The 25,253-nt window shown below is 54.7% G+C and carries 21 protein-coding genes; 4 read left to right on the plus strand and 17 right to left on the minus strand.

Annotation, left to right across the window (positions count from 1 at the left end; all coding sequences use genetic code 11):
• Positions 1-52 precede the first annotated feature (52 nt).
• From ACI48K_RS09530 to arfA, 4 genes are all read right to left on the minus strand, one after another.
• The gene (locus tag ACI48K_RS09530; RefSeq protein WP_475027586.1) at positions 53-880 is read right to left on the minus strand and encodes a carbohydrate ABC transporter permease; all 828 of its coding nucleotides are present in this window, start codon (positions 878-880) and stop codon (positions 53-55) included.
• A gap of 2 nt (positions 881-882) precedes the next feature.
• Positions 883-1,782 (minus strand): carbohydrate ABC transporter permease, encoded by a 900-nt coding sequence (locus ACI48K_RS09535; RefSeq protein ID WP_475027368.1) that lies wholly within the window; start codon positions 1,780-1,782, stop codon positions 883-885.
• A gap of 2 nt (positions 1,783-1,784) precedes the next feature.
• Positions 1,785-3,116: an ABC transporter substrate-binding protein gene (locus tag ACI48K_RS09540; RefSeq protein ID WP_475027369.1), complete on the minus strand. Its 1,332-nt coding sequence runs from the start codon at positions 3,114-3,116 to the stop codon at positions 1,785-1,787.
• 203 nt (positions 3,117-3,319) lie between these two features.
• Positions 3,320-4,912: an arabinosylfuranosidase ArfA gene (gene arfA, locus ACI48K_RS09545; RefSeq protein WP_475027370.1), complete on the minus strand. Its 1,593-nt coding sequence runs from the start codon at positions 4,910-4,912 to the stop codon at positions 3,320-3,322.
• 293 nt (positions 4,913-5,205) lie between these two features.
• Here arfA and ACI48K_RS09550 point away from each other — a divergent pair, with 293 nt between their 5' ends.
• Entirely contained in the window at positions 5,206-6,123 is a 918-nt protein-coding gene (locus ACI48K_RS09550) for an ArsR/SmtB family transcription factor (protein ID WP_475027371.1), read from the plus strand.
• Positions 6,124-6,466: 343 nt separating this feature from the next.
• Here the strand turns inward: ACI48K_RS09550 and ACI48K_RS09555 are convergent, their stop codons facing one another.
• Complete coding sequence (locus ACI48K_RS09555) at positions 6,467-7,369, minus strand: DMT family transporter (RefSeq protein ID WP_475027372.1); 903 nt, start codon at positions 7,367-7,369, stop codon at positions 6,467-6,469.
• 141 nt (positions 7,370-7,510) lie between these two features.
• Here ACI48K_RS09555 and ACI48K_RS09560 point away from each other — a divergent pair, with 141 nt between their 5' ends.
• Positions 7,511-8,380, plus strand: coding sequence for a LysR family transcriptional regulator (locus tag ACI48K_RS09560; protein WP_475027373.1), 870 nt, complete (start codon positions 7,511-7,513; stop codon positions 8,378-8,380).
• A 264-nt stretch (positions 8,381-8,644) separates the two neighbouring features.
• Entirely contained in the window at positions 8,645-8,932 is a 288-nt protein-coding gene (locus ACI48K_RS09565; RefSeq protein WP_475027374.1) for a hypothetical protein, read from the plus strand.
• 408 nt (positions 8,933-9,340) lie between these two features.
• Here ACI48K_RS09565 and ACI48K_RS09570 read toward each other — a convergent pair whose 3' ends face one another.
• From ACI48K_RS09570 to rhaD, 6 genes are all read right to left on the minus strand, one after another.
• On the minus strand, positions 9,341-10,483 hold the full coding sequence (locus tag ACI48K_RS09570; protein ID WP_475027587.1) for a sn-glycerol-1-phosphate dehydrogenase: 1,143 nt from the start codon (positions 10,481-10,483) through the stop codon (positions 9,341-9,343).
• A 41-nt stretch (positions 10,484-10,524) separates the two neighbouring features.
• A complete protein-coding gene (locus tag ACI48K_RS09575) occupies positions 10,525-12,201 on the minus strand; it encodes a ribulokinase (protein ID WP_475027375.1) in 1,677 nt (558 codons plus the stop codon).
• Positions 12,202-12,222: 21 nt separating this feature from the next.
• Positions 12,223-12,912, minus strand: coding sequence for an L-ribulose-5-phosphate 4-epimerase (araD, locus tag ACI48K_RS09580; RefSeq protein ID WP_475027376.1), 690 nt, complete (start codon positions 12,910-12,912; stop codon positions 12,223-12,225).
• Positions 12,913-13,076: 164 nt separating this feature from the next.
• Positions 13,077-14,168 carry a substrate-binding domain-containing protein gene (locus tag ACI48K_RS09585; protein ID WP_475027377.1) on the minus strand — a complete coding sequence of 364 codons (1,092 nt, stop codon included), beginning with the start codon at positions 14,166-14,168 and terminating at the stop codon, positions 13,077-13,079.
• 146 nt (positions 14,169-14,314) lie between these two features.
• Entirely contained in the window at positions 14,315-15,802 is a 1,488-nt protein-coding gene (gene araA, locus ACI48K_RS09590; protein ID WP_475027378.1) for an L-arabinose isomerase, read from the minus strand.
• A 242-nt stretch (positions 15,803-16,044) separates the two neighbouring features.
• Positions 16,045-16,887, minus strand: coding sequence for a rhamnulose-1-phosphate aldolase (rhaD, locus tag ACI48K_RS09595; protein ID WP_475027379.1), 843 nt, complete (start codon positions 16,885-16,887; stop codon positions 16,045-16,047).
• A 281-nt stretch (positions 16,888-17,168) separates the two neighbouring features.
• On the opposite strand from rhaD, the gene ACI48K_RS09600 reads away from it, so the two are divergent.
• On the plus strand, positions 17,169-17,927 hold the full coding sequence (locus ACI48K_RS09600) for a DeoR/GlpR family DNA-binding transcription regulator (RefSeq protein WP_475027380.1): 759 nt from the start codon (positions 17,169-17,171) through the stop codon (positions 17,925-17,927).
• Positions 17,928-17,938: 11 nt separating this feature from the next.
• Here the strand turns inward: ACI48K_RS09600 and ACI48K_RS09605 are convergent, their stop codons facing one another.
• The 6 genes from ACI48K_RS09605 to ACI48K_RS09630 form a co-directional block, all read right to left on the minus strand.
• Positions 17,939-18,769: a LutC/YkgG family protein gene (locus ACI48K_RS09605; RefSeq protein WP_475027588.1), complete on the minus strand. Its 831-nt coding sequence runs from the start codon at positions 18,767-18,769 to the stop codon at positions 17,939-17,941.
• A gap of 35 nt (positions 18,770-18,804) precedes the next feature.
• A complete protein-coding gene (locus ACI48K_RS09610) occupies positions 18,805-20,403 on the minus strand; it encodes a LutB/LldF family L-lactate oxidation iron-sulfur protein (protein ID WP_475027381.1) in 1,599 nt (532 codons plus the stop codon).
• Positions 20,400-21,128, minus strand: coding sequence for a (Fe-S)-binding protein (locus ACI48K_RS09615; RefSeq protein ID WP_475027382.1), 729 nt, complete (start codon positions 21,126-21,128; stop codon positions 20,400-20,402). The genes ACI48K_RS09610 and ACI48K_RS09615 overlap by 4 nt, the downstream gene beginning before the upstream one ends.
• Before the next feature lie 38 nt (positions 21,129-21,166).
• Positions 21,167-21,928 carry a DeoR/GlpR family DNA-binding transcription regulator gene (locus ACI48K_RS09620; RefSeq protein ID WP_475027383.1) on the minus strand — a complete coding sequence of 254 codons (762 nt, stop codon included), beginning with the start codon at positions 21,926-21,928 and terminating at the stop codon, positions 21,167-21,169.
• Between the two features lie 33 nt (positions 21,929-21,961).
• Complete coding sequence (locus tag ACI48K_RS09625; RefSeq protein ID WP_475027384.1) at positions 21,962-24,055, minus strand: bifunctional aldolase/short-chain dehydrogenase; 2,094 nt, start codon at positions 24,053-24,055, stop codon at positions 21,962-21,964.
• Positions 24,056-24,256: 201 nt separating this feature from the next.
• Positions 24,257-25,234 carry an aldo/keto reductase gene (locus ACI48K_RS09630; RefSeq protein ID WP_475027385.1) on the minus strand — a complete coding sequence of 326 codons (978 nt, stop codon included), beginning with the start codon at positions 25,232-25,234 and terminating at the stop codon, positions 24,257-24,259.
• Between the last annotated feature and the right edge of the window lie 19 nt (positions 25,235-25,253).

The raw sequence follows: 25,253 nt of genomic DNA on the forward strand, positions 1-25,253 counted from the left end.
CCAATCCGCTTTTCGATAAGCTAAGAGATTGGTCGCCCGTAAATTTGCGGGGTTACCCCTTTACCGCACCGGCGGTCATGCCGTCGATAAAATATTTTTGAAAGGCGACAAACAGCAGAAATATCGGGAGAATCGAAAAAAACGAGCCCACGATCAAAAGATCATAATTGTTCCCGTACGGCGTGAGCAGCGTTTTGAGCCCGATGGGAAGCGTGTATTTGCCGGCATCGCCAAGGACCATAAACGGCCAAAGGAAATTGTTCCAGCTGTTCATCCCGTTCAGAATGGCCATTGCGGCAAAGGATGGTTTCATTACCGGCAGGATTAGTCGCACATATATCCCGTATTCGGAGGCTCCATCCACTCTGCCGGCGGCGATCATTTCTTTCGGAATCCCCCTCAAGTATTGCCTGAAGAAGAAAATGGTCGCCGCGCTTGCGATTCCCGGCAAAACGATCGCCGAATACGAGTTCATCAAACCGATATTATAAATGAGCGTGTAGAGCGGAAGGAGCAGGATTTCAAACGGAACCATCATGATCAGCAGGACGCAGACGAACAGAATGTTTTTCCCTTTAAATTCGTACGCCGAGAATCCGTAAGCCACCGTTGCGCTGACCAGCAAGGTCAGTACGACCTGCGCGACCGTCAGCAGCAGCGAATTGAAGAACCAGGTGAAATAGGCATGATCGCCCGTGAACAAATAAACGAAATTGTCCAAACTCATCACGGACAGATCAAACTTCAGATTCAGTCCGTAGCGGATCAAGTCCTCGCCGGGTTTAAAGGAGGCGATCGTCACGGCATAAAACGGAATGAGGACCAAGACGCATAACACGGCGAAAAAAACAACGAGAATGATTTTGATCGGCAGTTGCATCTTCACGATTCCTCCTCCTTCTTAAACATGCCGGTAAAGGCAAGCTGCGTCAGATTGATGATCATCGTGATGGCCAGAAGCACGATTCCGACGGCCGCCGCGTAGCCCAGATTGTTCTTTTCGATGCCCTGGCGGTACAAGTATCCGACGATGGTAAGCCCGATATTTTTCGGGGAGTTGTTGCCGTTCCATAACATCATGCTCTCGATAAACATCGCGAGTCCGGCGTAAATGCTGATCGTTAATACATAAATCGTGGTTGGCTTTAACAGAGGCATCGTGATGCGGGCGAATTTTTGCAAGGGGGACGCTCCGTCAATCGAAGCCGCCTCGTAATATTCCTCGGGAATATTTTTTAAGCCGGACAAAAAATACAGCATGTTCACTCCGGTCCATCTCCAGGTGGCCAAAGCAACCAAAGCGATATAGCCGGTAACCTGCCCTTTCAGGAATTTAACGGGCTCGATGCCGAACAGGCCAAGAAAGCTGTTGATCAGGGAGCCCTCCATTTCACCGAACATCAATCTGAAGATCGTGCCGGCCACAACGACGGAGGTCAATGCCGGAAAGAAAAACGACGATTTGAAAAACTCCCGTCCCCACATGAACTTGTTGTTGATCAGAACGGCGAACAACATCGGAAACGGAATCAGGATCACCAAGGTCAGCACCATGTAAATCACGCTGTTCGTGACGGCTTTGAGAAAAACCCCGTCCCCCATCAATTTGATGTAGTTGTCGGCGCCGATCCACTCTGCCTCCTGACCCAGCGTGAGCTTCTGAAAGCTCATACTGAACGAACTGCCCAGAGGGTACACCCAGAAAACGGCAAACACGATAATGAAGGGCAGGACAAAAACGTAGGGCGCCACCTTTTGCGAGTAAAGAAATTTTCTGATCATCGTTATTTCAGTTCCTGCTCGATTTGTTTTTGCGCTTCATCCAATGCTTGTTTGATATCCTTGCCGTCTTCGAAAATTTCATTGAGGGTAATGGTACAAAGCACGTTGTTGATGGTAGGCGAAGCCGAGGTCGATTTAATCAATTGAATTTCGTTTCGGATCTCATTTAGCACGTCGAACGGATTGTTGACGAAATATTTGACGAATTGATTGTCCGGATTATGCGTCACGTCCTTCATGTCCCAAACATCCATATTTATAGGGTCAAACCCAAGCGTGTTCCAAATTTCAATATTGGCGTCCAGCGAAAGCTTGGCGTAGGCGATGAATTCTTTGGCCAACTGAATATCCTTCGCCGTTTTGGTGACGACGGTTGCCGTTCCTCCGCCGCCGTAAGAGCGAGGCATGCCTTTTTCAATAACGGGCAAAGGAGCGATAGCGATTTTCCCGGAAAGATCCTTCATATAATTGGTATAGCGGGACATCTGCCAGAGCGGCATGAACGAGGTTGCATAATTGCCCGAATTGAATTCGCCGTAAGCTTCCTCCGTATCCGGCTGCCCGCCGGCAATCGTGGCGATGACGTTATTGTCCTGCAGGTCTTTCAGGATCGTCAGCCCTTTGACCATGGCCTCCGAATTGACCACGGGATTTCCGGCGTCATCCGTAAAATCGGCTCCCTGCTGCGCGAGCAGCAAAGAGGCTTGCCACGTTGCGCTCGTATCCGCAGTTCCCATGTATTTGCCCGTTTTCTCGTAAACCTGCATGCCCGCTTTTTTGAAATCGTCCCAGGTTACGATGTCTTTATAATCAACGCCGGCTTCTTCCAGGATTTCGGTATTGTAAAAAGCGACCGTGGCCCCTACGTGCGTGGACAGTCCATATACGGTACCGTCTTTGCTGTACAGGTCCAATTGCGACTGAACGACAGTTCCCTTATAGGGCTCCACGACATCGTTCAGGGATTCCAATTGCGGCGTTCCCTTCATGAAGTCCGGGTATTTCCCAAGCTCGATATCGGCGATATCCGGAGCGCCCACCCCCGTCTGAACGGCGATGGACAATTTATTATGCATATCGTCATAAGGCATCACCGTGACATTCAGCTTGATTTGCCGGTCGGGATTGGCCGCGTTCCATTTTTCGAGCATTTTCTCGAAATGCTGACCATGCAGCTCCACAAAAGTCCAATAGGACAGCTCCGTGGCCCCTTCGCCGGCTCCGCCTTCCAAAACCGAGGATTCGCCGCCGGCCGTCGTCGATGATTTTCCGCACCCCCATAAAAACGTAGCCATCGTCAACACGAGCAGCATGATGAACCATTTTTTCTTCATACTTGACCCTCCCTGGATTTAAGTTCTGCACATTTCATACAGACGGTTTCTCTACACTCCTTAAGAAAAACATCGATCGAATATCTTTATGGGAGACAGACCGCTCTAGTACCTCATGCTGTGCAAGTCAATCCAATTTGGTCCATTCGGGAGAAAAAGCTGCGGACTGTAGCCGCTATGCCGATCAATCGGTAAGAAAACGACTATCTGCTCAGCCGAATGACGTTCCATGACGCTTTGGAGAGGCGGGCATTTACGTAACCGTCTTGGCAAACGGCGCTTCCTCCGGCGTGAGGTTTTACGTTTTCCCGGTCCGCGGTATTCACCGCTTTCAAGTCCTCATGCTCAAGCACGATATGCTCGACCAGGCGATAGCCTTCAAATCCGCGGATATCGCATTTCAGATCGAGCGCTTCCTGCAGATGACGATTAACGGCAAAAATCGTAAGCTCGCCATCCGCCTCATTGTAAACGACGGCGCTATCCAAATAAGGAACGTCGGTAAAATCCTTGGTATCATAAACAGGTGAATCGACGATGGGCTGCAGCGAAACACCGCGTCCATATCTGGAAACATGCATATACGGATAAAATATCGTTTGTCTCCAGGCCCGGCCGCCGTTTTCCGTCATGATCGGCGCAATGACATTGACGAGTTGGGCCATGCAGGCCATTTTTACCCGGTCGGCGTGGCGGAGAAACGTAATCAGCATGCTGCCCACCAGCAAGGCGTCTTCGAAATTATAGACGTCTTCCAACTGCGGAGGAGCGATTCTCCATGGTTCGATCTGAGCGTCGGCTTGGTTGGAGTGGTACCAAACGTTCCATTCGTCGAAGCTCAGGTACATCGTTTTATTGCTGCGTTTCTTCGCTTTGACGTAATCGCAGGTGGCTGCCACCGTGCGTATGAAATGCTCCATATCCAGCGATCTGGCCAGGAAATTCGCCGTATCGTTGTCCCGGTTGCCGTAATAAGAGTGCAGGGAAACGTAATCGACATGCTCGTAAGTATAGTCCAGCGTAACGGCTTCCCATTCCGGGAAGGTGGGCATTCCCGAACCCGAGCTGCCGCAGGAAACAAGTTCGATGCCAGGGTCTACCTGCTTCATCGCTTTTGCCGTTTCATAAGCGAGCCTGCCGTATTCCTGAGGCGTTTTCTGGCCGATTTGCCAAGGTCCGTCCATCTCGTTGCCAAGACACCAGGTCTTTATGCCGTGGGGCTGTTCATATCCGTGACTCCGGCGCAAATCGCTCCAATAGGTTCCTGAAGCATGGTTGCAATATTCCAGTAAATTTCTGGCGGCGTCAACACCACGGGTACCGAGGTTCACCGCCATCATCACTTCCGACCCCACTTCTTTCGCCCAAGCCGCAAATTCGTTGGTGCCCACGTCATTGGGTTCGACCGTTCTCCAGGCCAATTCCAGCCGCTTCGGGCGCTGATCGGCAGGACCCACTCCGTCCTCCCAGTTATACCCGGATACGAAATTGCCGCCGGGATAGCGGATAATCGGCACGTTCAGCTCTTTGACAAGTTGTTTGACATCCTCGCGGAAACCCAGCCGGTCGGCCGTCGGATGCGAGGACTCATAAATTCCTCCGTATACCGCCCTTCCCAGGTGTTCAACGAAAGAACCGTAAATCCGCTTATCCACGTCGGCAATTTTGAATGCTTTGTCTACTACCACTTTGGCCTGCTGTGTGCTTGAGGACAAAATGATCACCCTCCGTTTTAGAATATTATCAATTAATTCGAATAACCTTGAATGAATCCGCTTACAGGTATAAAATACCATAGGAATAGATTGCTGTAAATGATAAACCTAAATCTTTTTATATTTATATAAACATAAAGGCAAATTCTAAATTTTGGGGCTCATTTTTTGAATTTTACGCAAATTATCAAGTCCGTCACGGAAGTTTGTTTCAAAAGTATATGAACATAATCTTTAATTCACTACAAATTTTAACTATTTTCTTGAGTTATTTTACAAATTTAGATTTAATGCTTTATTAAATGACTACGTTAGTTTATAATAATCTAAAATAAAAGGGCTTCGATATCCTTATTTGGAGGAAGGTTTGCACTATGATTTATATTAAGGATTTGATGAGCGGGATCGACATTTTCAAAGCGTTAAGTTCTGAGATCAGAATTCAAATCCTCGAATTGCTGGCCAAAAACCAGTCCTTGAACCTAAACGATCTCGCTACCCGGCTAAATCTGAGCAACGGGGCGATTACGATGCACATCAAGAAACTGGAGGAAAGCGGCCTGATCGAAATCAGCACCTCGGTGGGCAAGCACGGCATCCAAAAGATCTGTTATTTGAACAAGGATAAACTGATGGTTGATCTGCGCAGCAAAGACGTGGAGAACTTGTACGAAGTTGAAATTCAGGTCGGCCATTACAGCAACTATCAAGTGGCTCCTACCTGCGGGCTTGCGACAAAAGACAGCATTATCGGCGATTTCGACGATCCCCGTTATTTTGCCGACCCGCAGCGGATCGACTCGGAGATTATTTGGCTCTCGGAAGGATATCTGGAGTACCGGATTCCCAACTATCTCAAGCCCAACCAGACTTTTCGCGAAATCCAGTTTTCGATGGAGCTCGGTTCGGAAGCTCCGGGATATTGCGACAATTATCCCTCGGATATTTATTTTTACATCAACGGCATCGAAATCGGTTTTTGGACCAGCCCCGGAGATTTTGGCGATGCGCGCGGAACCTTCAACCCGGATTGGTGGCCTCCTCACTTAAACCAATACGGCATGCTTAAGCTCATCCGGATCAATAATGAGGGCAGCTACATTGACGGATGCCGCATTTCCGACGTTACGCTGGACCAAATTCAGTTGGACTACAAAAGCGAGCTTACGTTTCGCATCGCCGTCACCGACAAACCCGTCAACAAGCGGGGGTTGACCATTTACGGCAAAAACTTCGGCAACTATAGCCAGGATCTGCTGGCCAGGGTTTTGTACGACGTGCAGGGGGAATAGGGGGTGCGGCTCAAAACCCTTATAGCGTAGTCAACGAAAGAAAATAACGATCTCGGGCCGCTCTTGTCCGCCGCTTGCCCTATTGAATAAAATTAAGGGTTGGCAAGCGGCTACCAAATGCGGACGTGAACTCCCTCTGATTCGTTATTCCCTTTCTGGGAGAGTACGGGCAAAAAGATTTTTGAGCGGCTCGAAGAAGCAGAAAAAAAGGCTAGCGAAGAGTTCAAGTCGACCTTTGGGCTAGCCTTTTTTCGGTTTGACCGCGACGATCGCACTCGCTCAGTCGGCTGCATACCGGTTGCCCGGCCGACCTCGCGCACCTTTCCTTAACCTCACATTATGCCTACAGTTCCACCGATGGCTCGCCATTTCGCTTGGCGTTTCCATGAGACTGCCGCTGCGCTTTCCCCTGCCAGTTGACCAAAAAGATGCCGATGCAGGTTAACGCGCCGCCCCCATAGACGTACCAGGCGATTTGTTCGCCGAGCAAAAACCAGCTGCAGAGTACGCCAAAGATCGGAAAAAGGAACAAGAAAGAGCTCGTTTTGGCCGGGTCGCTGTTGCTAAGTAAATAAAACCAAACGGAATATTGCACGATAGAACATAAAACAACCAGCCATATGATCGTGAATCCGAATGACAAATTCATCTCCAAGTAAGACTTCTCGGTCGCGAAGCTGATGGCCAGCAGCATCATGCCCCCCGTCAGCATTTGATAGGCGGCCAGTACCATTTTGTCGAACGCCGGCCCAATTCGGTTGATGATCACCGTAGCGACCGAAAAGCAGACCGCCCCCGCCAAAGCAATCAAAGTACCGGGATTCAAGCTCATATTCAGACCAAAGGCAATGACGACGCCGGCAAAGCCGATCGCGACGCCGACCCACTGTCTGGTTCGATAAGCCGTCCCGGTTAACGCCCCCCATACGATCAGCATGAGCGGGCTGGTGCTTCCAATGATAGCCGACTCTCCCGGACTGATCCAGCGCATGCTGTAAGAGGTAAAACCCATCACCCCTACCGATTGGAACAACCCGAGCAGCACGATTTGCAGCCATTGTTTTGTTCCCTTGGGCTGCGGCTTCCCGGCGCTGAATAAAGCGAGAATCCCTCCGGCCAAAAAGAACCGGATGCCCATCAGAATCAGGGGCGTGGTGTGCATCATCCCCAGCTTGGCGACAGGATACGCGGTTCCCATCAAAAACGTGGTCAACAACAGCAAAGCCATATATTTATATAGACGCATGTGTTGTAATCCTCCTTTGCAGTAGTCATGAATGTATTGTAAAGGAGGTTTGAAATTATGTATAATGATTGATGTAGATATTAGTCATCATAATAAATGATATCAAATCAAATACAGATTGCGATTCGGAGGGAAATCGACATGGAGAGCGCGGATTTGCGCATTTTTCAAGCAGTAGCCCGGGAAGGCTCCATTACCAAAGCCGCCATTCGGCTGGGTTACGTACAGTCCAATGTGAGCACCCGCATCCAGATGCTCGAAAGCGAACTGGGGACAGAGCTTTTTTACCGACATAACCGGGGCATCACTTTAACCTCAAGCGGCAAAATGCTGCTCGATTACGCAGATAAGATCGTCGGACTTCTGGATGAAGCGTCTATCGTCCTTTCCTCTTCCAGCGAACCCGTCGGCCCACTCTTGATCGGCTCTTTGCAGACCACGGCCGCAGTGCGTCTCCCCAAACTTCTAAGCCGATATTATGAAATGTATCCGAAGGTTGAGTTATCGGTCACGACCGATATTTCGAGCCGCCTCGTGGAAAGGGTTCTGCAATTCGATCTGGACGTTGCTTTTATCAGCTCTTCGTACAAACACGATGACTTGATCGCCATCCCTGTGTTTGATGAGGAAGTGGTCGTTATTTCCGCGCCGTGGGTGACCGAAATGAGCGAAGCGCTTGGCAAGCCGATTTTGGTCAACAGCAGAGGCTGCTCTTACCGGGAGGTGCTGGAGGGATATCAGCGTTCCCAGGGCAAGGCGAACATGAATACGATGGAGTTGGGCACGACTGAGGCTATTATCGGCGGAGTGGCGGCCGGACTCGGTATTTCGCTGATTCCGCGAGTTGCTGTACGGAAGCAGGAAGACGACGGCACTGTGCACGTCCACGAGTTGCCCGAATCGATGCGCCATATGAAAACCGAGCTGATCTACCGCAAAAACTCTCATCCGACCGGTGCGCTTCGCGCCTTTATCGATTTGCTGGGCGCCGAGGACAAAGTTCCTTCGTAATGGAAATTGCCGCAGCCGCCTACGCTGCCGTCAGCGTCGGGTGCCGAGGACAAGCTTCCTTCGCAATGGCGCATTGGGATCGCAGGAAAGAGGCATTGGGTTGAACCTATTGCAAACCTGCAGCAAAAGCCGCTGACAAAGTCAGCGGCTTTTGCGCGATTGGACGAGGCTGGAGGGATTGCTCGGATTGATGAGACTGGTGAGACTGATGAGACTGGTGAGACTGATGGAGACTGGTGAGACTGATGGAGACTGGTGAGACTGATGAGACTGGTGGGACTGGTGAGACTGGTGAGACTGATGGAGACTGGTGAGACTGATGAGACTGGTGGGACTGGTGAGACTAAAGAGACTGGTGAGACTGGTGAGACTGGTGGGACTGGTGAGACTGGTGGGACTGGTGAGACTGGTGAGACTGATGAGACTGGTGAGGCTGGTGGGATTGGTGAGACTGATGAGACTGGTGAGGCTGGTGAGATTGGTGAGACTGGTGAGACTGGTGAGACTGGTGGGACTGGTGGGACTGGTGAGACTGGTGAGACTGATGACTAATGAGACTAATGGGATTGATGCGGTTGATGCATCTGACACCAAGTCAGCCAGCCTGCGCCTCCGTCCATGGAGCATAGCGGTACGATTTACCCTTATTTCTGTCGGATCGACCCTTTTCACGAAATTAACGCCCTTTTGGGGCCTTATTTCTCCCGAGAACCCCTCATTGGCCCCGTTTCCGGCCATTCTGGGAAAATAAGGCCATTTTGTGCCGCTATTTTTGAGAAAATACGATCTGAGAGCGGAATAAGGCCATTTTATGCCCTTATTGCGGAGCGGCGAAAGGCGACGGAGCGCGGGAACGACGGAGCGTTGAGCGGCTGAGCACGAAACGCAAAGCGGCAGACCCTGAAGGGCAGAACTTAGAACGGCTGAGCGCGGACGGCTGAGCGTTGAGCGCTCATCGCGTTACTCCATGCCGGCCTCGTTCAGCGCCCGCAGCAGCGTATGCCGATCGCGGACGCGATGGGCCTCGCGCAGGCTGCGCGCGAGCAGCTCGTCGTCGATGCCGAGCTCGCTCCGGCTGACCGGCCCGCCCGCGAGGCGCAGCCAATCGCGGATTTGCGCTTCGCTCGGCAGGTCCCGCAGCCATTCGCGGACCTGCGCGCCATGCTGCCGGAGCGCCTCCGGCTCGCGGCCGGGATAGCCCCCCCGATCGCCCGCCTCGTGATAGAGACGGGCGATTTCGGCGCAGGCGACGCCAACCTTGGCGCCGTGCAGCAGCGCCCGGCGGTCCCGGCGCAAAAACTCCATCTCCCAATAGTGGGAGAGATGGTGCTCCGCGCCGGAAGCCGGATGCGACTGCCCGAACAGCAGCATGGCGATGCCGGATTCGATCAGCGCGGTCATCAGCGCACGGATGCCCTCTTCCGTGCGGCCGCCGATCGCGCGAACGTGCTCCACGCACGAGCGGAGCGCCCGCTCGGTGATGAGCGCCGCCTGTCCGTCATAGGGTTCCCCGGCCGTGAGCCGGGAGAACTTCCAGTCGAACAGGGAGGTAAATTTGCCGAGCATATCGCCGAAACCGGCGGCGACCAGGGGCTGCGGCGCACGCGTCAGCACATCAAGATCGGCGAAAATCGCGATCGGCGGCTTGGCCGGGACAGTCTTTTTGACGCCGCGGATAATGAGCGGCGCGCCGGATGAAGTGAAGCCGTCCACCGATGGAGCCGTCGGCACGGACACAAACGGCTTGCCGGTTTTATAAGCGGCGAAGCGGACGATATCGTGGATCGTCCCCGATCCGACGGCGAGCAGCGCGTCCGTCTCCGCCGGATCGACATCCAGCAGCAGCCGGACGAGCGAAACCTCGTCGGCGACAACGTCGCCCAGTTCGTTCGGCTGAATGAGACAAGGCTTAACCTCCAAACCTGCGGCTTCAAGTTCGCGTGTCAAGGTTTCACCAACTCCGGCCGCCGCGTACGTATTTTCGTCGGCGGTCAAAATAACCTTCCTATAGCCTCGCTCCCGCAAAAAAGGCGCTGCCTGCAAAATCGCCCCCCGATCCAGTTCAATCCGTTCCAGCTGCTTCAAACGCAGGTCATCGAGCATCATTTTTTCTTTCCCTCCTCCGAGGTTGGCATCTTTCCCATTTATTCCGCCGCGGCCTGCTGTTTGATTTTTTTCAGCCGTTTCATGACGTCATTTCCCCCACGGCCGAAATAATCATGCAGCTGGCTGTACTCCTCATACAACCGGTCGTATACCCGGACATGTTCCGGAATCGGCTTAAATGTTTCCTCCTTCACCCGGGCCATGTTCCGGGCCGCGTCGATGATCGTGTCGTAACCTCCGACCGGCGCCCCGGCAGCGACGGCGGCGAACATCGCCGCACCCAGCGCCGGCGTCTGCTTGGAATCCGCAACGAAGATCTCGCGGTTCGTCACGTCGGCGTAAATTTGCATCAACAGGCGGTTTTTTTGCGGCAATCCCCCGCAGGCATACAGCGCATCCACCTTCACGCCGCTGCCGTCAAAAGCGTCGACGATTTTGCGCGTGCCGAAGGCCGTCGCCTCAAGGAGCGCCCGGTAAATCTCCTGCGGCTTGGTCAGCAGGGTCATGCCCAGGATCATCCCGGTCAAATCCGTGTCCACCAAAACCGAACGGTTGCCGTTCCACCAATCTAGAGCCAGCAAACCCGTCTCGCCCGGCTTGAATACGTCCGCTTCCCGCTCCAGCCATTGATGGACGTTTAAGCCCTCGCGGTCGGCCGCTTCCTTCACATAACCGGGGAGCGCTTCTTCCACATACCATTCAAAAATGTCGCCGACCGCCGACTGTCCGGCTTCATAACCGTACAGCCCCGGGATGATGCCGTCTTCAACAACGCCGCACATGCCCTCGACCTGTTTTTCCTCGGTGCCAAGCAGCATATGGCAAATGGATGTCCCCATCGCCATTACCAGCTTGCCCGGGGTGACGACGCCAACCGCAGGCACGGCCGCGTGGGCGTCCACGTTGCCGACCGCGACGGCGATGCCCGGCTGAAGACCCATGCTTTCGGCCATTTTCGCCGTCAGTCCCCCCGCATTCGATCCAAGCGGAATCACGTCCCCGCGCAGCTTGGTCTCGGCCAAATTTTCGAGCCGGGGATCCAACGCTTTGAAGTATTCCTTGTCCGGGTATCCCTCCCGTTTATGCCAAATTGCCTTGTAGCCGGCCGTGCAGCTGTTGCGGACGATCGTTCCGGTCAACTGCGAGATGACCCAATCCGTCGCTTCGAGGAACAGATCGGTCCGGTCGTAAATGTCCGGCGCTTCGTCGAGGATTTGCCATATCTTAGCGATCATCCACTCGGACGAAATTTTTCCGCCGTAACGGGGCAAAAAGGCTTCCCCTCGTTCGGCAGCAATCCGGTTGATCTTGTCTGCTTCCGGCTGGGCGGCGTGATGCTTCCACAGCTTCACCCAGCTGTGCGGCTTGGCGCTAAGCTCGTCATCGAAGCAAAGCGGCTGACCCTGCTTATCCACCGGAAGCATGGTGCAGGCCGTAAAATCGATGCCGATGCCGATGACATCCGCCGGATCGATACCCGATGCGGCGATAACCGCCGGAACGGAGTTCCGCAGCACCTCGAGATAATCGCCCGGATGCTGCAGGGCCCAGTCATGTTCCAGCTTGACGCCGGAGTCCGGAAGCCTCTCATCGATGACATGGTGCGGATACGGCGTTACATGATCGGCAACCTCGCGCCCGTCCGACAAATCCACGAGAACCGCGCGTCCGGACTGCGTACCGTAATCCACTCCGATGGTGTATTTTTTACCCATCTCTGTTTCCTCCCCATAAATCTACTTTTGTCCGTAATAAGCCCCTGCTCCATGCTTGCGCAAAAAATGGCGGTCAAGCAGCGTCTGATCCATCGGCGCCGTCAGCGGGTTAATCTGCTGCATCGTGGCAGCGATTTTGGCTACTTCCTCCAGCACAACCGCGTTATGCACGGCCGTATGGGCATCTTTCCCCCAAACGAACGGCGCGTGGGAATGTACCAGCACACCGGGCATTTGACTCGGGTCCAACCCCGCGAACCGCTCCACGATCACATTGCCCGTTTCGAGCTCATAAGCGCCTTCGATTTCAGCCTTCGTCATCGGGCGCGTCACCGGGATTTCCCCGTAAAAATAATCCGCGTGCGTCGTTCCGTAAGCGGGGATCGAACGTCCGGCCTGCGCCCAGCTCGTGCCCCAAGGCGAGTGCGTATGCACAACGCCGCCAATTTCCGGAAACGACCGGTAGAGCACCATGTGCGTTGGAGTATCCGATGACGGGCGAAGCGTACCTTCCACCACCCGGCCTTCCAGATCGACAACCACCATTTGCTCCGCCCTCAATTCCTCATATGGCACTCCGCTTGGTTTGATGACGAACAATCCGCTTTCCCGGTCAATGCCGCTGACATTTCCCCAGGTAAAAGTAACCAGCCCGTATTTCGGCAGTTCCAAATTGGCTTCCAGCACCTGCTGCTTCAGTGAATCCAGCATATGCAGCCACTTCCTTTCATAAAATTTGTACGTACAAGTTAGCAAGCAACCTCCCCTTGATGGAAGGGCTGCGGGCAATCTATAATTCAACTTCCGATTCTATATAAGTTTCTTCCGGAACATTTCCCACTCTTGCCAAGTTACTTTTCTTTTGTTCGACTTATTTAGTTCCGTTTAAGCACCGAGTCCCGTTCTATAAGTTCCGGCGCAAACACCGTATCTTCGTATGCCTCGCCTTTTTCGATCATCCCAATCAGCTGCCTTGCGGCCAGTTCGCCCATTGCCGTCTTCGGATGGGTCAGCGTCGTCAGCTTGGTTCCCGAAGCGATGGCCAAGCTGGAGTCGTCAAAACCGACCAGGGACACGTCCTCGGGAATCCGCAGGCCGCATTCGGCCGCTGCATCCATCAGCACAACCGCCAATTCGTCGTTATAGCAGACGAAAGCGGTCGGCCGATCCGCGCCGCCCGATGAAAGCAGCTGAACCGCTTGGCGACGCATATACTCGCCCTTCTGTTCCGTCGTGTACGTGACGACGTGCTTTGGCGAAAGCGTGATGCCGAACTCTTTATGGGCGGACAAAAAACCTTTCAGACGGTTTACGCCCTGCAGGTCGTCTCTTTTGAAGAACCCGGCAATCGACCGGTGTCCGTTCTCCAGCAGGTAATGCGCCGCCTTGTATCCGCCCGTCTCGTCATCGACCTTCAGGCAAGGGCATTCCAGCTCACGGTATTTCTCGTTGATCATCAAATAGGGAATTCCCTGCTCCTGCAGCTCCAAAAAATAACCCAGATTCGGGTTGCCTTCCGCGCTTTTGGTCGGCTCGATGATCAGGCCGCTTAAAGGCTGGCTGGTCATCAGCTGCAAACTTTCCATTTCCTTCTCCTTGGTGTTGTCCGTGCTGGACAAAAGCAGTCGGTATCCCCGGCTTCGCAGCTCCGCTTCCGCGCCCCGCACGATATGCGGAAAAATATAATCGGAAATATACGTCGTAATAATCCCGATCGTTTTGGCCTGCTCGCTCTCGCGGCGAAGCGGGTTTCTGGCAAACGTTCCTTTGCCCTGAATCCGCTCCAGCCAGCCTTCTTTTTCGAGCTCGCCGAAAGTCTGTCTGACGGTTTGGCGGCTTAAGCCGAACTGTTCGGCGATTTCGTTCTCCGAAGGAAACTGGCCGCCCGGCTTGAGCCGGTCCGATTTCAGCCAGGACAACAATTCGTTTTTGAGCTGCATATATTTGGGTAGCTTTCTGCTATTCATTCCATTCTCCATCCTTCACCTGTTCCGCTGTATATCCGCTATTGTATCACAGGCCGAACGATTGTGGAGGCGGTTACAGCCGGTTGCCGCTCGGGTTGCCGTACAGCTTGTCGTTCGGAGTTACCCGTTCGGCTTGCCTTCCGGATTTACCGCAACCGGTACGCGGCATCGCTCCAGCGCAGCTCATCTTTGAACCGGCGTAAAGACGTATCCTTGTCGATGAACACCGCTTCGATTCCGGCCATTTCCGCCCAGTCGGACAAGTTTTCGGGCGTAACCGCAAACGACAGCACCGTATGATGGGCGCCTCCCGCCAAAATCCACGCTTCCGCCGACTCGCGCAGCGAAGGCTGAGGCTTCCAGAGCACGCGGGCCACCGGCAGCTTCGGCATTGGCCGTTCCACCTTGACGCCGTCCACAACGTTTACCAGCAAGCGGAAGCGGTGGCCCAAATCAATGAGCGAAGCGTTGACCGCAGCTCCGTCCCGCCCGTCAAATACCATCCGCGCCGGATCCTCTTTCCCGCCGATGCCAAGCGGATGCACCTCAATCGCCGGACGCGACGCGGCGATCGTTGGACAAACCTCCAGCATGTGCGCGCCCAAAATCATATGATTGCCGGGTTCGAAATGGTAGGTGTAATCTTCCATAAACGAGGTGCTTTTGTTATCGGCGAGCACCTTCAGCACGCGGGTCAGCGCCGCCGTTTTCCAGTCGCCTTCGCCTGCAAAGCCGTACCCGGCTTCCATGAGCCGCTGCACCGCAAGTCCCGGAAGCTGTTTCATGCCGTGCAGATCCTCAAACGTCGTCGTAAACGCGCCGAATCCGCCTTCGTCCAGAAAGCGTTTAAGAGCAATTTCGGTCCGGGCCTGATAAGCGATCGAATCGCGCACCGGTCCATCGCTGAGCCCCGCCTTCGTGATTGTGTACAGCTCGGCGTATTCCTTCAGCAGCGCCTCCACTTCGGCGTCGCCGACTTGCTGAAGCACCTGCACCAGATCGCCGATCCCGTATCCGTTGACCGACCAGCCGAATTTGATCTGCGCTTCGACTTTGTCGCCGTCGGTAACGGCCACTTCCCGCATGTTGTCGCCAAAGCGGGCTACCTTCAAGCGGCGGCTTTCGGCAAAAGCGGCCGCCGTCCGCATCCAGCCGGCGATTTCGGAGCGAACCTCCCCGTCTTCCCAATGGCCGACCACGATTTTGCGCGCGAGACCAAGTCTTGCGCCGATGTGGCCATATTCCCGGTCGCCGTGGGCCGACTGGTTCGTATTCATAAAGTCCATATCGATCGAATCCCACGGGATGTCGCGATTAAACTGCGTATGGAAATGCAGCAGCGGCTTTTGGAGCTGGGACAAGCCCGCTATCCACATTTTCGCCGGCGAGAAAGTATGCATCCAGGTAATGATGCCCGAACAGGTTTCATCGTTGTTCGCGGCAAGGATCAGCCGGTAGATTTCGTCCGGTGTCGTCACAATCGGCTTGAATACCACCGGATACGAAAATACCGGGTCTTGATCCAGCTGTCCGGCGATGATCCGGGAATGTTCGGCAACCTCCTCGAGTGTTTCCCGACCGTACAAATGCTGACTGCCGGTGACAAACCAAAATGAATGCGGTTTCAATTCCATGCTAAAACGCCTCCCAAAAATAGATATGCAACTTATAACTTGTACATACCTAACACGATACGTCCATTACTTTTCTGATATTGTACGTACAAGTTGATTCGATTTTATTCTAGCTCCGGCTAATTAAAAAGGCAAGGGCGATTTTAGAGAGGAGCGGCCCGGAAACAAATAAAACCGGACCCCATAGACGGTTAGCCTATGAAATCCGGCGCTTTACGCGTTATTCGATTTAAACGAGCCGGTTATTTCAGGATGCCTGGGGCAGGTGTCACGCCAAATGCCTTGGCCAGATCGGCCAGCTGTGCATCGGTAATTTCCTGCTTGATCGGATGATGAGCCACCAGCATGTACGTTTGAGCCGCTTTCTCCACCGTTTCAATGAGTCCAAACGTCTCGTCCATCGTTCTGCCGGTGCCGAAAATCCCGTGCTGCGGCCAAATCACTACGCGGCGATCCCGCATTTTGTCCGCCGTCGCTCTGCCGATTTCGCTGCTGCCCGGAACCATCCAAGGGACAACGGCAACGCCGTCCGGGAAAACAACCAGGCATTCCGTACACATTTTCCAAAGCGTCCGGGTCAGATTTTTCTCGTCAAGATCATGGATGAACGTCATCGCCAGCGTATGGGTTGCATGACAGTGCATCACGATCCGATGCTCCGGATCCGCCTTCAGCCGTGCGATATGGCTCATGAAATGAGCCGCCAGCTCGCTGGTCGGAACCGCGCCGTCCCGCAGCCCCCACAGCACGTCGATCTGCTCGCCCGTTTCGCCCACTCGAATCACGCCGATATTGGCTTCCGGGTCGGCAAGCACATTTTTGAAATATTTGCCTGAGCCTGTCACGATGAAATATTTGCCGGCGAGTTCCTTCACCGGAAACGTCAGCTTAATCGTTCTGTCGGCCTTGCCCACTCCTATATATTTCGCGACCTCCGCCTCATCCAGCAGGTAGCTGATGTTGCCGCCGTTCCGTTCGTCCCAGCCGAGCTGCCACATGTAATAGGTGATTTCGGCCATTTCTCGAATAAATGGGACTTCCAGCACCGACGTTCCGTTTTTTTCCACCGGCAAAATTGTACTCATAGCAGGTTTCTCTCCTTTGTTTTGCTATCCTGTAAAAAGGGGGATGAAAAGATGACTATCTTCAATTTCATCGTACATCGGATTATGTTTGTTGTAAACAAAACAAAGATTAATTATGTTGTTTTTATTTTGTTTTTGTCAATTTGATGACGACACCGACCGACTGTCTGCCCCCTCTTTGAGTTGCCAACTTGGCCGTTTTATCGCTATGATAAAGAGAACCCCCGCAAAACGGCATAGACTTTTGGCGGGATGAAACGTACGGAATTCGAGGTGAGCCCATGCTGGCTGCGGAAAGAAAACAAAAAATCATCACACTGATCCATCAGGACAAGCGGGTGATGGTTTCGGAATTAAGCCAAATGTTCGAAGTGACGGAAGAGACGATCCGGCGCGATCTGGAGAAGCTGGAGAAGGAGGGCATCGTGACCCGCACTTACGGCGGAGCCATGCTGAACCGGCATACGAATGAGGATTTGCCGTATGCAACGCGGAATACCATTAACGTGGGGATCAAGCGGGACATCGCGCTTAAAGCGATGGAGCTGGTAGGCGACGGCGACACGCTGATGGTGGATCCCAGCTCCACCTCGTTTGAATTTATGAAAACGCTGAGCAACAAAAACAACGTCACCGTCATCACCAACTCCGTGAGCATTTTGCACGAATTTGCGGGTTCGGAGCTGAACATCGTCTCTACCGGCGGTTCGCTGCGCAGCCGCTCCATGTCGCTGGTCGGCCCCGCCGCCAGGGATACGGTGCAAAAATACAATGTGGACACCGCCATTATCGGCTGCAAAGGACTGACCCGGGACAACGGCGTTTCGGATTCCAACGAACCGGAATGCGATTTAAAGAAATTCATGCTGCGCCATGCGGATAAAGTAATTTTGCTGGCCGATCATACCAAATTCGACAAGAACGCTTTTGTGAAACTGGCCGATTGGGAGCAAATCGATTATTTGATCACCGATCGCCGGCCTTCGGACGAATGGATGGAGCTGCTTCGGCAAAATAATATCGAAGTTCTTTTCTCGTAAAAGAACGCCGTTTATCCGATCAAGAGCGCGTAAACGACGCCAGGCCCGTGAACGCCGATCGTCAGATCGTTTTCAATGTCGGCCGAGCGGCTTGGGCCGGAGATGAAATGAATCCCCGCGGGCAGAGGCCTATTGCCTTGGTGCGTTTCGTCGAAAGTCTCCAGCACTTCGCCGAGCCGTGTCCGCAAGCGTTCCGCCGGAATCACGGCAAACAGCATCGGCGGCAGCAGACTGACGGAACGCCCTCTGCCGGGGCCGGACAATACGGCGATGGAACCGGTGTAGGCGACCGCATGATCGGCGGCGACAATGCCGATGTCCGCCTCCGCCGCGCGGGCCTTCCAGTCCTCGCCGGGATCGTCGTTCCAGACGGAGACGGAGACCGCCCCGAACCTCTTCGCTACGAATGATGAAGCGTAAGCCGTTTCCGGAGCGGCCGCCGTTTCGGACGTCTCTTCGCCGCTCCCCTCTCCGGCTCGATTTTCTTCGGAGCTTCGCGTTCCCGCTCCCCAGCCCGCCTCAAACGCTTCCTCCAGCCGCAGGGCATCCAGTATCGGATCGTTTTGCCGGATGATCCGGCGAGTTCCCGTTTCCTTCGCTTTTGAAAGAATAAACGCCTGAACCTCGCTCATCTCGGCGAGCCGGATGACGCGGCCGCCCGCGCTTTCGAAGTTGGCGGCAAACCGTTCGATCCGCTCTTCCGGACTCCATGCGAATTCGCGCCAATATGCCGGTGCGCCCCGGTGTGGATGCTCCGGGGCCGTGCGTTGCCTCGGGCGCTTCAAACGCCCCGCAATGCCGTCCATGAACCGTTCCTGATTGGAACGGGATTTCTCCTCCATGGCCCGGAGCCACTCCTCGTAAGCATGATCTTCCGTCACCGTGCTCCCTCCTTTTGATTCGTTTTGGCGCTCCGGTCCTTCAGCACCTTCTCCAATCGCTCCATTGCCTTGCGTTCGCGGTCCCCTTCCGGTAGATCCCGATCAAGCTCCCGCCGCAAACCGTTCCACCGGTCGCGAAATGGCCGCTTGGCCAGCACCGGAGCGACCCGGTTATGGTTCCAGCCTTTGAGCGGCCCGATTTTTGCGGAGATTCCCCCTTCTCTCGCTACAAGCTTCTGCGCGGCTCCGCCGAATTTCAGCGTTCGATGAAGCCGCTTCGAGTTCGCCATGACTTTTGCGAATCCCCTCATGCCAAACGTCTCCAACCGATTGCCGTATCCCCGCTCCACTTTGCGTTTGCGCAGATGCACCAGCATGTCGTGCAGCGGAATTTTGACCGGGCAGGCCTCATAGCAGGCGCCGCAAAGACTCGAAGCCGACGCGATGTCGTCCCATTCGGCGACGTTGCGGTTCAGGGCCGGGGTCAGCACCGCTCCGATCGGGCCGCTGTAAGTGCCGCCGTAAGCGTGGCCGCCGATATGGCGGTAGACGGGGCAGGCATTGAGGCAGGCACCGCAGCGGATGCAGTTCAACAGTTCCTGAAATTCCAGGTCGCCGAGCTGCTCGGAGCGGCCGTTATCGAGAATGATGATATGCATCTCCTCCGGGCCGTCGCCGTCTTCCCGGCGAAGCGGGCCGGTAATGCCCGACATGTAGACGGTCAGCTTCTGTCCCGTCGCCGAACGCGGCAGCAAGGTAGCCATTACCTCAAGATCGCTCCAGGAAGGAATAATTCTTTCCATCCCCATAAATGTAATCTGTGTCTTTGGTACGGTCGACACCATGCGGGCGTTGCCTTCGTTCTCGAACAGCACCATCGAGCCCGTCTCGGCGATGGCGAAGTTACAGCCGGTCATGCCGATGTCCGCGGCGAGGAATTTGCCGCGCAGCTTCCGGCGGGCAAAGCCTGCGAGCACGCCGGTATCCGGGGGTAGCGTTGTCCCTGCTTCCTTCGACAGCAGTTCGGCGATTTGAACCCGGTTTTTGTGAATTGCCGGAATGATGATATGGGACGGCGTCTCCCCCGCCAATTGAATGATATACTCCCCTAGATCCGTCTCCACCGCATCGACGCCGATTTCCTCCAGTGCGTGATTGATGTGCAGCTCCTCGCTGACCATCGATTTCGATTTGACGACGGTGGAGGCCCCCTTCCGCTTGGCGATCTCCAAGGCGACGTCCACCGCTTCCGCGCCTGTTGCGGCGAAATGGACATGCGCTCCGTTTTCCCTGGCCCGCTCGGCAAACAGGTTCAAGTAATAATCCAGATGGGCGATCGTATGCAGGCGGATTTGCCGTCCGCGTTCCCGCCATTCCTCCCAATGACCGTGATCGTCCGCCGCCTGATTTTTTCCGTTACGCAGCCGCTCGGTCGTAAAACGCACCGCTTTGCGCAAAAAATCGTTGTTCAGCGCCTCGTCGGCCCGTTCCTTGACCGTAGAGGCCGAGAGTTGAGACCGGCCCCGGCCGCCGCCATCGCCATGAACGCTCCCGCTCTCCCTCAAGGCACCGCTTTGCTTTTCGTTTGCGTTCATCTTCCGCTCACCCCTTCATACAGCAGTTCTGCCAGATGCATCACGCGAACCGGCTGTTTGCGATGCCGCAGGTTACCGGCAATGTTCATCAGGCAGGCCATGTCGAGGCCGGTCAGCACCTCCGCCTCCGTTTCCAGCACATGATCCGCTTTCTCTTCTACCATTGCACCGGAAATATGGGGCATTTTGATCGCAAAGGTTCCCCCGAACCCGCAGCAATCCTCGGCAAATGGAAGGGGAACCAGTTCAAGGCCTCTCACCTGTCCGAGGAGAGCCATCGGCTCCTCCTTGATGCCCAATAAACGGCTGCCATGGCAGGAAGGATGATACGTGACTTTATGCGGAAAAACGGCGCCAAAATCCGTGATCCCAAGCACCTGTACGAGAAACTGGGTAAACTCGTAGGACTTGCTCTGCAGTTCCTCCGCCATCGCCAAATGGACGGGATCGTTCTCGAACAGCTTAGGGAAATGGTGAATCATTCCCGTGCACGACCCGGAAGGAGAGACGACAAAATCGCTGTCCGCAAAAGCCTTAAGCAGCGTCAGCGCCGATGTCCGCGCTTCTTCCCAGTACCCGGCGTTAAAGGCGGGCTGCCCGCAGCATGTCTGGGCGGCGGGAAAATCAAGCTTTACGCCCGCTTCGGCCAGAAGGCGAACCATCGCTTCGCCGATCTGCGGGTAAATCGCGTCGCTGACGCAGGTAATAAACAACGAAACCTTCATGCCTCCGCCCCCTTGTTTTACTCCTCGCGCAAGTTTTTTTAAACCTGAATAAGCCGAATCGAAAGCCGCTCCATCCGGCTTGCAAATTCGTCATCCGTCGGACGGTAATCCGTAATGATCGCATCCAGCTTCCCCGTTTCAGCGACATGCGCGAACGATTGCTGGCCGAATTTGCTGGCGTCCGCGAGCAGCACGACATCATCGGCGATGTCGATCATTTTCCGCTTGACCATCGCCTGCTGTTCGTTCGATTCGCTGATGCCCCGCTCCGGATGGAATCCTTTGCAGGACAGGAACAGCTTGTCGACATGGTAGCTCTCCAGCGAACGCTCGGCCAGCGGTCCTACCCAGGACATGGAGCGCCGCGCCAGCGCACCGCCTGTGGAAATCACCTCGATCCTTTCTTTGGCGCTCAACTCGTGCGCGACCTTCAGAGAATTGGTCAGTACGGTGAGCGGCATATCCGGCAGACTTGCCGCCATATACCAAGCCGTCGTGCTGGCGTCGAGCACGATCCGGTCGCGGGGTTCGATCCGCTTCACCGCTTCGCGGGCAATCCGCCGCTTCTCCTCGGCCTGCATGACCTCACGTTCAAAATAAGGCGTCTCCGGCTGATGATCGCGCAGACTGACCGCCCCGCCGTGGGAGCGGAGCAGCCTGCCCGCCCCCTCCAGCCGGTCAAGATCGCGCCGGATCGTCTCCTCGGTCACCTCGCACAGTTCGCTCAGTTCCGACACCCGCATACTGCCGCGCTCGTTGACGAGCCGGATGATTTTTTCGTATCTTTCCGCCGCTAGCATGAATTCCCCTCCTAACTTGATGCCGCCTCGCGCTTAACGAACGAAGGCGGCCGGCACGCCGCCGTCGATCGTCAGCATGCTGCCGGTCGTTTTGGCCGAACGCGACGAGGCGAAAAAGGCGACGCCCTCCGCGATGTCGCGCGGATAAATGTTGACGAGCAGCGTCGTCCGTTTCCGGTAATACTCCTCCAGTTGATCCGGCTCGATGCCGTAGGCCGCGGCCCGTTCATTACGCCAGTTCGAGTTCCAGATGGCCGAGCCCTGGAGAATCGCATCGGGCAAAATCGTGTTCACCCGGATCCCCAGCTCTCCGCCTTCGGCGGCAATGCAGCGGGCCAAATGCGCCTCCAGCGCTTTTGCCGAGCTGTAAGCGGTGGCGTTTTTCCCTGCGTAAACCGAGTTCTTGGAGCCGATGAACACCATGCTTCCGCCGGTATTTTGCTCCTTCATCAGCTTGAACGCCTCGCGGGCTACGAGAAAATACCCTGTTCCCAGCACGGACATATTGAGGTTCCATTCCCGCAGCGAAGTCTCGCCGAACGGGCTGGAGGTGGCGAGCCCGGCATTGTTCACGATAATGTCTACGCCGCCGTACATCAGCGCCGTTTCGGTGTACGCCGCCGCGACCTGCTCTTCGCCGGTCACATCCATCTTTACGGCCAGCGCGCGGTTTTCGCCGTATTTTTCGTTGATCTCAGCGGCAACCTTTTGGGCGCCTTCGAGATTAAGGTCCGCCAGCACGACGTGAGCGCCTTCCGCCGTCAGCCGTCGCGCTGTTTCGCTGCCGATGCCGCCCGCCCCTCCGGTGATCAAAGCGACCTTGCGGGAGAATTCCGCTTCGGCGGGGGCCAGCGATAATTTATACAGCTCCAGCGGCCAATACTCGACTTGGTACGATTCGTTTTCGCTGAGCGAAACAAAGCTTCCGAGCGCTGTCGCTCCTTTCATCACCGCGATCGCCCGATGGTACAACGCCCCGCTGAGCTTAGCGTTGCTCCAGCTTTTGCCGGTGTTGATCATTCCGATTCCCGGAATGAGAATAACCCGCGGCGCGGCCTCGAACATGATGTCCCCTTCATTTTTATTGCGCTCAAAATAAGCCTTGTAGCTTTCCTTATAGGCGGTGATGCCCTCCGTCAATTTCGTTTTGAGGCCTGCGATGCCAAGATCGGGATCCTTAGCGTCCGGGGCCCAATCAATAAGCAGCGGGACGACTTTGGTGTGAACGAGATGATCCGGACAAGCAGCCCCGATTTGGGACAGCTGCGCGGATTCCCGTCCGCCAACAAATTCCAGCACATCTTCATCGTCGTCAAAATTTAGAATCATCGGCTTTTCGCCGCTGACCAAACCTCTGACAAGCGGCATCACCGCAGCCGCAGTATTCCGGCGCTGCACAGCGGTAAGCGCTTCCGTTTTGATCCCGCCAAATAATCCGCCCTGCTCCGCTTTGGCCCGAATCCGGGCTTCGATGTACTTTTCCGCTTCGTTGATGATGGAGATCGTCTTGGCATAACACGCTTCCTGCGTATCTCCCCAGGTGACCAGTCCGTGCTTTTCCATTAGCACCAGCTCCGCGTCGGGATTGGCCAGTACGCCTTCAGCGATCAATTTGGACAAGGTAAAACCGGGACGGATATAGGGAACCCACACAAACCGGTTGCCGTAGATTTCCCGGGCAATGTCCCGGCCGTTATCCGCGCAGCATAAGCTGATAATCGCGTCGGGATGGGTATGGTCGACATGCTTGAAGGGTAAAAAGGCATGCAGCAGCGTCTCGATCGACGCACGGGGATGTTTGGCGTCGATCATGCAGTTGGCAAGATAAGCCACCATATCTTCATCGGACATCTCCTCGCGCTCAAACAGCGGCCCAATATCCTCCAGACGCAGTCCGGTAAAATTTCCGGCTTTCATGCTGGCCAGATCGGAGCCGCTCCCCTTCACCCACATGACCTCGATTTCGCGGCCGCGGAAGTCGGTCTCGGTCGTTTTGCTTGACGTATTGCCGCCTCCCCAGTTGCATACCCTGCGGTCGGCTCCCAGCAAATTGGAGCGGTAAACCAACCCTTCAAGCTCAGACGATAATGCGGATGAAATCGATGAGTCCCATAAATTCTGTACCATGTTTTACCTCCATTTTTGATTATTCATTTTTTTCTTTATTTTTGTTTGTTTTAATTTTAATATATTTGTTTATGTTTGAGTATACGTTTTCATAAAAAAATGCAAAAAAAACCAGCCATCGCGATTGAGGCGAATATGGCTGGTTTTAGTTGTTATCCGTTTAGTAATTGGTGCTGCTTAAACCTTCTGCGGCGCGCGGCATTACCAAGCGTAAGCGCGCGGCGCTTCCCCGCCGGGACCCGGGAAAATCTCGTCCAATCTTTGCAGGGCGGCTTCGTTCAGCTTAATGTCGATGACGCGCAGCGTATTTTGGAATTGCTCCAGCGTGCGCGGACCAATGATCGGAGCGGTCATTGCCGGATGCACCAGCGTCCAAGCCAGTGCTACATTAGCTTCACTTTCGCCCAGCTCTTTGCAGAAATCCGAGAAGGCATCCAGCTGCGAACTGAACTGCTCATAACGGTTGTTATGTGCCGAACGCGAGCCGGCTTGCGGATTCTTGGCATTGCCGCCGAGCAGGCCGCCTTCGAGCGGGCTCCAGGCAACGACGCCGATGCCATGCTCTTCCGCCGCAGGCAGCACTTCCAGCTCAGGAAGGCGGCACATCAAGCTGTATTTATGCTGCTCGGACACCAGGCCCAGCACGCGCTGATTTTTCGCTTCGTATTGCGCCTTCACCAAATCCCGGCCCGCAAAATTGCTGGAGCCGACATACCCGATTTTCCCCTGGTTCAGATGAATGCGGAAAGCTTCCCACAATTCGTCCCAGGACACGTTGCGGTCAACATGATGCATTTGGTACAGCTCGATATGATCCGTCTGCAGCCGGCGCAGCGAACCTTCCAGATGACGGCGGATTTTATAAGCCGACAAGCCGCCTTCTCCGTTTGGGCCGTCCAGCGGATCGCTCATGTCTCCGTATACTTTGGTGGCGAGCACCACGTTCTCCCGGCGTCCTCCGCCTTGCGCGAACCAACGGCCGATGATTTCTTCGGTTTTCCCGGAATTTTGTCCCCAGCCGTAGATATTGGCGGTATCAAAAAAGTTGACGCCCGCATCCACCGCCGCGTCCATGATGCGGAAGGATTCCCGTTCGTCCGTGTTGACGCCGAAGTTCATCGTACCAAGGCATAATCGGCTTACCTTTAAGCCGGAGCGTCCCAAGTATGTATATTCCATTCCAAAAAACCTCCTCAAA

It is taken from the genome of Paenibacillus terrisolis, assembly GCF_056171975.1.

What these genes read in the sequence shown, in the direction of transcription:
- ACI48K_RS09530 (WP_475027586.1), bottom strand. Translation starts at nt 880, where the DNA reads ATGCAACTGCCGATCAAAATCATTCTCGTTGTTTTTTTCGCCGTGTTA.
- ACI48K_RS09535 (WP_475027368.1), bottom strand. Translation starts at nt 1,782, where the DNA reads ATGATCAGAAAATTTCTTTACTCGCAAAAGGTGGCGCCCTACGTTTTT.
- ACI48K_RS09540 (WP_475027369.1), bottom strand. Translation starts at nt 3,116, where the DNA reads ATGAAGAAAAAATGGTTCATCATGCTGCTCGTGTTGACGATGGCTACG.
- arfA (WP_475027370.1), bottom strand. Translation starts at nt 4,912, where the DNA reads ATGGTATTTTATACCTGTAAGCGGATTCATTCAAGGTTATTCGAATTA.
- ACI48K_RS09550 (WP_475027371.1), top strand. Translation starts at nt 5,206, where the DNA reads ATGATTTATATTAAGGATTTGATGAGCGGGATCGACATTTTCAAAGCG.
- ACI48K_RS09555 (WP_475027372.1), bottom strand. Translation starts at nt 7,369, where the DNA reads ATGCGTCTATATAAATATATGGCTTTGCTGTTGTTGACCACGTTTTTG.
- ACI48K_RS09560 (WP_475027373.1), top strand. Translation starts at nt 7,511, where the DNA reads ATGGAGAGCGCGGATTTGCGCATTTTTCAAGCAGTAGCCCGGGAAGGC.
- ACI48K_RS09565 (WP_475027374.1), top strand. Translation starts at nt 8,645, where the DNA reads ATGAGACTGGTGGGACTGGTGAGACTGGTGAGACTGATGGAGACTGGT.
- ACI48K_RS09570 (WP_475027587.1), bottom strand. Translation starts at nt 10,483, where the DNA reads ATGCTCGATGACCTGCGTTTGAAGCAGCTGGAACGGATTGAACTGGAT.
- ACI48K_RS09575 (WP_475027375.1), bottom strand. Translation starts at nt 12,201, where the DNA reads ATGGGTAAAAAATACACCATCGGAGTGGATTACGGTACGCAGTCCGGA.
- araD (WP_475027376.1), bottom strand. Translation starts at nt 12,912, where the DNA reads ATGCTGGATTCACTGAAGCAGCAGGTGCTGGAAGCCAATTTGGAACTG.
- ACI48K_RS09585 (WP_475027377.1), bottom strand. Translation starts at nt 14,168, where the DNA reads ATGAATAGCAGAAAGCTACCCAAATATATGCAGCTCAAAAACGAATTG.
- araA (WP_475027378.1), bottom strand. Translation starts at nt 15,802, where the DNA reads ATGGAATTGAAACCGCATTCATTTTGGTTTGTCACCGGCAGTCAGCAT.
- rhaD (WP_475027379.1), bottom strand. Translation starts at nt 16,887, where the DNA reads ATGAGTACAATTTTGCCGGTGGAAAAAAACGGAACGTCGGTGCTGGAA.
- ACI48K_RS09600 (WP_475027380.1), top strand. Translation starts at nt 17,169, where the DNA reads ATGCTGGCTGCGGAAAGAAAACAAAAAATCATCACACTGATCCATCAG.
- ACI48K_RS09605 (WP_475027588.1), bottom strand. Translation starts at nt 18,769, where the DNA reads ATGGAGGAGAAATCCCGTTCCAATCAGGAACGGTTCATGGACGGCATT.
- ACI48K_RS09610 (WP_475027381.1), bottom strand. Translation starts at nt 20,403, where the DNA reads ATGAACGCAAACGAAAAGCAAAGCGGTGCCTTGAGGGAGAGCGGGAGC.
- ACI48K_RS09615 (WP_475027382.1), bottom strand. Translation starts at nt 21,128, where the DNA reads ATGAAGGTTTCGTTGTTTATTACCTGCGTCAGCGACGCGATTTACCCG.
- ACI48K_RS09620 (WP_475027383.1), bottom strand. Translation starts at nt 21,928, where the DNA reads ATGCTAGCGGCGGAAAGATACGAAAAAATCATCCGGCTCGTCAACGAG.
- ACI48K_RS09625 (WP_475027384.1), bottom strand. Translation starts at nt 24,055, where the DNA reads ATGGTACAGAATTTATGGGACTCATCGATTTCATCCGCATTATCGTCT.
- ACI48K_RS09630 (WP_475027385.1), bottom strand. Translation starts at nt 25,234, where the DNA reads ATGGAATATACATACTTGGGACGCTCCGGCTTAAAGGTAAGCCGATTA.